The organism is Neobacillus drentensis (assembly GCF_036965645.1).
In the GTDB taxonomy this organism is placed as follows: domain Bacteria; phylum Bacillota; class Bacilli; order Bacillales; family Cytobacillaceae; genus Neobacillus; species Neobacillus drentensis_D.
The window spans coordinates 4,489-10,282 of sequence record NZ_JBALPZ010000173.1 but is presented as its reverse complement, the minus strand read 5'-3'; the positions used below and the strand labels follow the sequence as shown (position 1 = coordinate 10,282).

Genomic DNA, 5,794 nt, shown 5'->3' with positions numbered 1-5,794 from the left:
AGGTAAATGAATATGGCTATAATTTAAAATACTAGCAATTATATAGGTCATTAAAGGAACCGACTTGCCAAGTCTCTTTAAAATTTCAACTGGTTTTAGACTCAGCCCTTCTTCTGAAAAATAACTTCCTAAAATATAGGCAATCCCAAAGACAGTAAAAGAGGTTCCGACATCAAACATACTAAAATAGGTTAATCCCTTTACTCCCCAAATGGCGTGGACGAGAGGAAAGGCAAATAAACCGACATTAAATCCGGAAAGCATTAAAAAAGAACCTTTCAGTTCCCTTTTCTCATTTTTAAAAAATAGAAAGCCAAGAAATGCTGTAAGTATTCCAAAAATAAATACAATCACAGGTATCAAAATTAAAGAGGTTTCTATTTTTACAGAGTCGAAGGTAACAAGAACTAGCGCAGGAAGGGTAATCTTAAAAATGATTTTTGAGATGACTTCTCCATCTTTTTCTTTTAAAACCCGTAAACGTTTTAAAACATAACCAAGCATAATGATAATGATGACATAAAGAAATTCCTGATTCATTAAAAAAAGCACTCCTCTAGGATGTATTTTTTCCTTGTGCTACTCTAAAAACAACTTCTCGAACGTTGGTATAGCTCTGTGGTGACAGGCACTTAGGCATTTATTTCATAATTAAATTATATCAAATAAAAAATAGTCCACTAGTGATCGAGGATGCCCTTTCAAAAAACAAAGCTGCCTCCATACCTGAAGGCTGCCTTGCCTTACTATATATCTATCAAATTCACTGGGATACATTTTGTGAACAATTTCACATATTTAAGATTTATAATTGTTTTGGGGGATTAACATAAGATCCTTGCTATAAAAATAACCGAAATGCTTTTCATTAAATTCAACTTTATATGTAAATGCACCTGATACACTCTGCCTTTGTTCACTAATAACCCCTATTTTCTTCTCAAATCCTTTTAAATAAAAGTAATCTTCAGGTTCCATTTCCTGTTTCGACTCTTGATCAATCTCCTTTATTTTTACTCTTTTCCCAATCTCAAATTCTATCGCTGGAGACGCCTTGCTTTTCTCACTTTCAGAAAGCAATTGATGTTTTTCTTTCATAATCTCCATTTCTTCGCATCTCCTATTTTTAAAAAATTACATTCTAACTATACATAAGTCTATTTACATTGTCAACGAGGTTGACAAAATGCAAAAATAGGAGTATTGTTAATTGTAAACTAGGTTTACAATCGTGAACTAGGGGGGGATGGCAATGTTTAATATTGGAGATTTAGTTATATATTCCATACATGGTTTAAGCAGAATTGATGATATTTGTGAAAAGACTATTTCTAATGTGACCAAAACCTACTATGTTTTACATCCTCTTGATCAGGCTAATCTAATCATCAGCGCGCCCGTTGATAGCGATAAAGTCGTGATGCAAAAAATGTTGGATTCAGAAGAAGCTGAGGGGAATTTTGCAATCCTTCAACCAGCCGGGGGCAAGGTGGATCGAAAACCCGAAACAGAGATATAGACAATACCAAGAAATTGTAAGAACAGGGAATCGCAAGGAAATTGCTAAAATAGCCAATACGCTAATGAGGAAAGACTCGGAGCTGCATTTAGAGCATAAAAAATTGTATGATCAAGACCGCAAAATATTGGATCCTATTCAAAATATATTGTTTAAGGAATTAGCGATGTCTTTGGAGACTACTTTTGAAAAAATAACAGAACAGGTAAACAGTTTAATAAAGCATTAATCAAAAAACAAGAGTTGAAGATCATAGGAAGATCTCAACTCTTTATCCTTTATGGGCTTCCTCTAACCCCCAATCAGATTTTAATAAATCCTTCAGGAATCCTAATTGCCTCTCTCCAATCTTACCGGCAATTTTTTTCTCTAGAGACGCCTTTAGTGCCTCATTTTTCTCATAGCATTCCTCACCTAATGAAGTTAATCTTATGCATTTTTCTTTATTGTTGTTTTTTACGTTCATTACCTCAACTAAGTCTTTTGATTGCAGGCTTTTTATAAATTTATGGACTGCCTGCCGCGAAATATCTACATTTTTTGAAACAAAGGCAATGGTAGGCTGCCTTTTATATATTCTCGCCATGATAAACCATTCAGAATTAGAAATATGAATATCACTGCTATCATTCCACATTTCCTCTGTAATTCTACGAAGTAAAAGATGGCGCTCACTTAACAAGTCAATTAAGTCCAAGTTATCTAATTCAGGATTCAAGTGTTTTCACTCCAATCATAGTAATCGCCACTACTATACAAAAAACCCCTTTAAATGTCAACCTTGGTTGACATTCATTCCGTACTTATAGCTTAAAAATTCACTTAAGTTTAGTCTCCATTGTATGTTAATATTTGTTATTAGGATAGTCGAATTAATAGTAAGGGGGCAACAACATGAAATTTAGTAAAGTTCGCTGGGGCATCATTGGCTGCGGCGATGTAACAGAAGTAAAAAGCGGCCCGGCATTTCAAAAAATACAAAACTCAGAGCTTGCTGCCGTCATGAGAAGAACAGGTGACTTTGCCAAAGATTATGCCGAGCGACATGGGGTACCAAAATGGTACGATGATGCAGATTCGCTTATAAACGACCCCGAAGTCGATGTTATTTATATCGCGACACCCCCGGGTTCACATAAGGAATATACAATCAAAGCCGCTAGAGCCGGAAAACCTGTCTATGTTGAAAAGCCAATGGCGCGGACATTCGAGGAGTGCCAGGAAATGATCGCTGCCTGCGAGGCCGCCGGTGTCCCCCTATTTGTTGCCTACTACCGCAGAGCCCAGCCGCGATTTTTAAAAATAAAAGAGCTATTAGAAAATAATGCCATTGGAGAAGTAAGATTTGTATCAACCACGCAGTATCAAAAGCCATCGAAGGATGTAGAGGATTCTCAGAATCTCCCTTGGCGGGTTCAGCCTCATCTGTCTGGGGGCGGGCTTTTTTTCGATTTAGCCAGTCATACGCTAGACTTGTTAGACTACCTGCTTGGACCCATTAAAGAGGTCAAGGGACTTGCATCCAATCAAGCAGGCTATTATCCAGCAGAAGATATAGTTACAGGGACATACCGATTTGAATCAGGAGTACAGGGTGTAGGCAATTGGTGCTTTTCTGCATTTGAGGATGTGGATATAAATGAAATTGTCGGAACACATGGGAAAATTTCTTTTTCTACCTTTAGCAATAATCCGGTGCTTCTGACGACAGCAAACGGAATGGAAGAGTGGAGCTTTGAGCCGCCAAAGCACGTTCATCAGCCGCTCGTCCAAACGATCGTATCTGAATTAACAGGCAATGGCGGTCATTGTCCAAGCACTGGAGTATCTGGTGCGAGAACCAACTGGGTTATGAGTGAAATGGTAATGAATTATTATAAAATCTCAAAATAGTACTCCATTATGAAAGAACCTGCCTTACTGCAATAAACAAAGGCAGGTTCTTCCATTTAGTTCTATTATATTTGTATTCTATGAAAGACAAATTTCCCTCCCAGAACTTACTTTTTGTCCTTCATCCTCGGCGCTTAATAAAAGAGGAACAATTTGTTTACCAAAAATTAAAACTCTTTAAAATGGATTTATGATATTGTGGAAATAATCGAGGCAAACGCAATACCTATTCAAGCCATGTCCTCTCAGTAAACACAGCGAATTTTATGAAAAATACTTAAAGGAGTGATTAAACTTTTATAGCAAACATATAAGATTACATAGACCGCACGTTGATGTCCTTCTTATAAATCCATATTACTCTAGATTACATACTTCAAAAAATGGAAACTGGCTATTTCCTTATTACTTTTACCTTATGCAATATACCTGAACAGCTCGATTTCTCTATTCTCTATTATCAGGGGCTAGGAAGCCACAAGATTCCTCAACCAGAATTCCACCTTCAAGATCATCGAAGATCTTATTTTTCCCTATAATGCTTATGCCTTCCCTCAGCCTTACACGATCCATGTATTGGCATATTTATCGTTTCTACTATAAAACTCTTTATTTTGAAACAAGGTTAACCTATCAATCTTATTTTAGTTAATCCAATTTTTCTATAAAAATCATTTTATTGAAAGTCAAAAGGAGGTTATTGTTAGATGTTAGAAAGCCGAACAGTAAAAAAAGCCATTTTATCAAAGGGGGGCAAGAGAAATTTAAAGAGAAAAACAGCCTTCCTTATTTTGATGTGTCTACTATCTTTCGTTACTTTAGGGAATTTATTTATTAAACCTACACAGGCTGCTGTGGGAACTCATGTTGTCATCAGTGAAATTTATGGCGGAGGAGGTAATAGTGGTTCTTCCTACAAAAATGATTATATTGAACTCTACAATCCTACAAGTTCAAGTATTAGCTTATCTGGGTGGTCTGTTCAATACGCCTCTTCAACTGGTACATTCAACAGCATCACAAATTTAACAGGCAGCATTGGCGCACATCAATATTACTTAATTAAAGAGGCAAGCGGCGGTGGCGGAACTGTTGACCTGCCAACTGCTGATGTTACAGGTACGATAAACTTAAGCGCTAGCAGCGGAAAAGTTGCATTGGCAAAAGTCACTACCGCGGTTTCCGGCTCAACCAATTCAAATGTTGTCGATTTTGTTGGCTTCGGTTCTGCAAATGATTCAGAAACTACTCCAATCGGCACTCTTTCTGCTGCCACAAGTGCAGAACGTAAAGACAACAACGGTGGTTCCGCTCAAAGCCAAGGGAATGGCTGGGATACAAATAATAATGCTAACGACTTGGTGATTACAAGCAGCCTGGTTCCGCAAAATTCGTCTTCTGCAGCTGAACCTGCAACACAGACAGGTACAGATCCGGGAACACAAACTGGTACTGATAATGACCATATGGGATTAGGGAATCCAAGCGGGGCAACCAGTAATACAACCAATTCCAATAATTATTTGATGGTTAAACCTCAATATGATCTTTCCTACAATAATAGTAAACACGAGCCAAACTGGGTAAGCTGGCATTTAGGTTCTTCAGACCTTGGAAGCACTCCACGTCAGGATGACTTCCGTGCGGATACCACATTACCAGCAGGTTGGTACCAGGTTACTGCTAGTGAATTTTCAGGAAGTGGATTTGACAGAGGGCACATGACTCCATCTGGTGACCGTACTTCTTCTGTCGCCAACAATTCAGCCACGTTTTTAATGACCAATATGATCCCCCAAGCTCCAAATAACAACGAGGTTACGTGGGAAAGTTTAGAAGCATACAGCCGTACACTTGTATCCACTGGCAACGAATTATATATCATATCCGGAGGTTACGGATCTGGAGGCACTGGGTCAAATGGATATAAGACCACTGTAGGGAATGGAGTTGTCGTTCCAGCAAAAACATGGAAGGTAATCGTTGTATTACCTAATGGTAATAATGATATTAGCCGAATAACAACTTCGACTAGAGTAATAGCTGTGTTGATGCCAAATGATCAAACCACTTCCAGCCATCCATGGAGCTACTACAGGGTTAGTGTCGATACGATTGAGTCTATGACTGGTTATGATTTCCTCTCTTCGGTACCAGCCAACATCCAAGGTACCATCGAGGCTAATATTGACAATGGTCCTACAAATTAAGCCAAGGAAATTTTCCTTCTGGCCTTTTGAGCAAAACCTCGCTAACTATATTTGTATACCCCATTTGAGAGAAAGGAATGTGTTCCAAGAATCTGTTGGCAGCACATTCTTTTTTTATTTATAGGCTGTGTTAAAGGTTACTGTTGATTTGGGGACAATGTTGATTGGAGCG

At 38.1% G+C, this 5,794-nt stretch carries 7 protein-coding genes; 4 read left to right on the top strand and 3 right to left on the bottom strand.

Features of this window, described 5'->3' with window-relative positions; translation table 11 throughout:
* On the bottom strand, nt 1-540 hold a 540-nt coding region (locus tag V7266_RS26090; RefSeq protein ID WP_335472160.1), incomplete at its 3' end, for an AEC family transporter.
* Nucleotides 541-798: 258 nt separating this feature from the next.
* Nucleotides 799-1,107, bottom strand: coding sequence for a hypothetical protein (locus V7266_RS26085; protein ID WP_335472159.1), 309 nt, complete (start codon nt 1,105-1,107; stop codon nt 799-801).
* Nucleotides 1,108-1,252: 145 nt separating this feature from the next.
* Here V7266_RS26085 and V7266_RS26080 point away from each other — a divergent pair, with 145 nt between their 5' ends.
* Both V7266_RS26080 and V7266_RS26075 read left to right on the top strand, forming a co-directional pair.
* Nucleotides 1,253-1,519: a CarD family transcriptional regulator gene (locus V7266_RS26080; RefSeq protein ID WP_335472158.1), complete on the top strand. Its 267-nt coding sequence runs from the start codon at nt 1,253-1,255 to the stop codon at nt 1,517-1,519.
* Nucleotides 1,461-1,748 (top strand): hypothetical protein, encoded by a 288-nt coding sequence (locus V7266_RS26075; protein ID WP_335472157.1) that lies wholly within the window; start codon nt 1,461-1,463, stop codon nt 1,746-1,748. Before V7266_RS26080 ends, V7266_RS26075 begins: the two co-directional genes overlap by 59 nt.
* Nucleotides 1,749-1,790: 42 nt before the next feature.
* Here V7266_RS26075 and V7266_RS26070 read toward each other — a convergent pair whose 3' ends face one another.
* A complete protein-coding gene (locus V7266_RS26070) occupies nt 1,791-2,237 on the bottom strand; it encodes a MarR family winged helix-turn-helix transcriptional regulator (RefSeq protein WP_335472156.1) in 447 nt (148 codons plus the stop codon).
* Nucleotides 2,238-2,413: 176 nt separating this feature from the next.
* Between V7266_RS26070 and V7266_RS26065 the strand changes: the two genes are divergently transcribed.
* Both V7266_RS26065 and V7266_RS26060 read left to right on the top strand, forming a co-directional pair.
* Entirely contained in the window at nt 2,414-3,412 is a 999-nt protein-coding gene (locus V7266_RS26065; RefSeq protein WP_335472155.1) for a Gfo/Idh/MocA family protein, read from the top strand.
* Between the two features lie 707 nt (nt 3,413-4,119).
* Nucleotides 4,120-5,622, top strand: a complete 1,503-nt coding sequence (locus tag V7266_RS26060; protein WP_335472154.1) for a DNA/RNA non-specific endonuclease — start codon at nt 4,120-4,122, stop codon at nt 5,620-5,622.
* Nucleotides 5,623-5,794 lie beyond the last annotated feature (172 nt).